The sequence below is a fragment of the Aminobacter sp. P4_D5 genome, assembly GCF_056401815.1.
Genome location: NZ_JBFUIP010001308.1, coordinates 1 through 536 on the forward strand (window position 1 = coordinate 1; position 536 = coordinate 536).

Annotated in this window: 1 protein-coding gene; it reads right to left on the reverse strand. The window is 69.8% G+C overall.

Annotation, left to right across the window (positions count from 1 at the left end; genetic code table 11):
- A partial coding sequence (locus tag AC1DWF_RS38100) for a hydantoinase B/oxoprolinase family protein (protein ID WP_476843585.1) occupies window positions 1-536 on the reverse strand: 536 nt, incomplete at both ends.

Below are 536 nucleotides of genomic sequence, written 5' to 3' on the forward strand. Positions count from 1 at the left end.
CTCAGCCAGGAGAGGCAGAAGGCCGTGGTGGTGTCGTAGCCCTGGGCGATGACCTTGTCCGGCACGGCCTGGGAGATCGCCATCATGACGGCGTTCCAGGCGCGCGAGGCCGAGACCATGCGCGCGCGCACCGGCGCCGGGTGGTTCGGATTGAGCAGGCAGCCCTTGGGCGCGGTCACCTGGATGGGCCGCAGCGCGCCGTCGTTGAAGGGGATGTCCGGGCTCGTCAGCGCCGCCTTCAGGCAGGAGACCGAGGCCGAGATCAGCGAGGCGAAGGGACAGTTGAGGTTGGTGCCGACCTGCGGGTCCGTGCCGGTGAAATCCACCGTGATGGAATCGCCGGAGACGGTGACGGCGGTGCGCACCACGATGGGCCCATTGCCGATGCCGTCGTCGTCCAGCTGCGCCTCGCCGCGATAGGTGCCGTCGGGCACCTGCGAGATGGCGGCGCGCATCCGGCGCTCGGAATAGTCCTGCAGGCCGGCCATGGTGGCCTTCACCTTGGGGACGCCATAGCGCGCGGCGAGCTCCTGCAC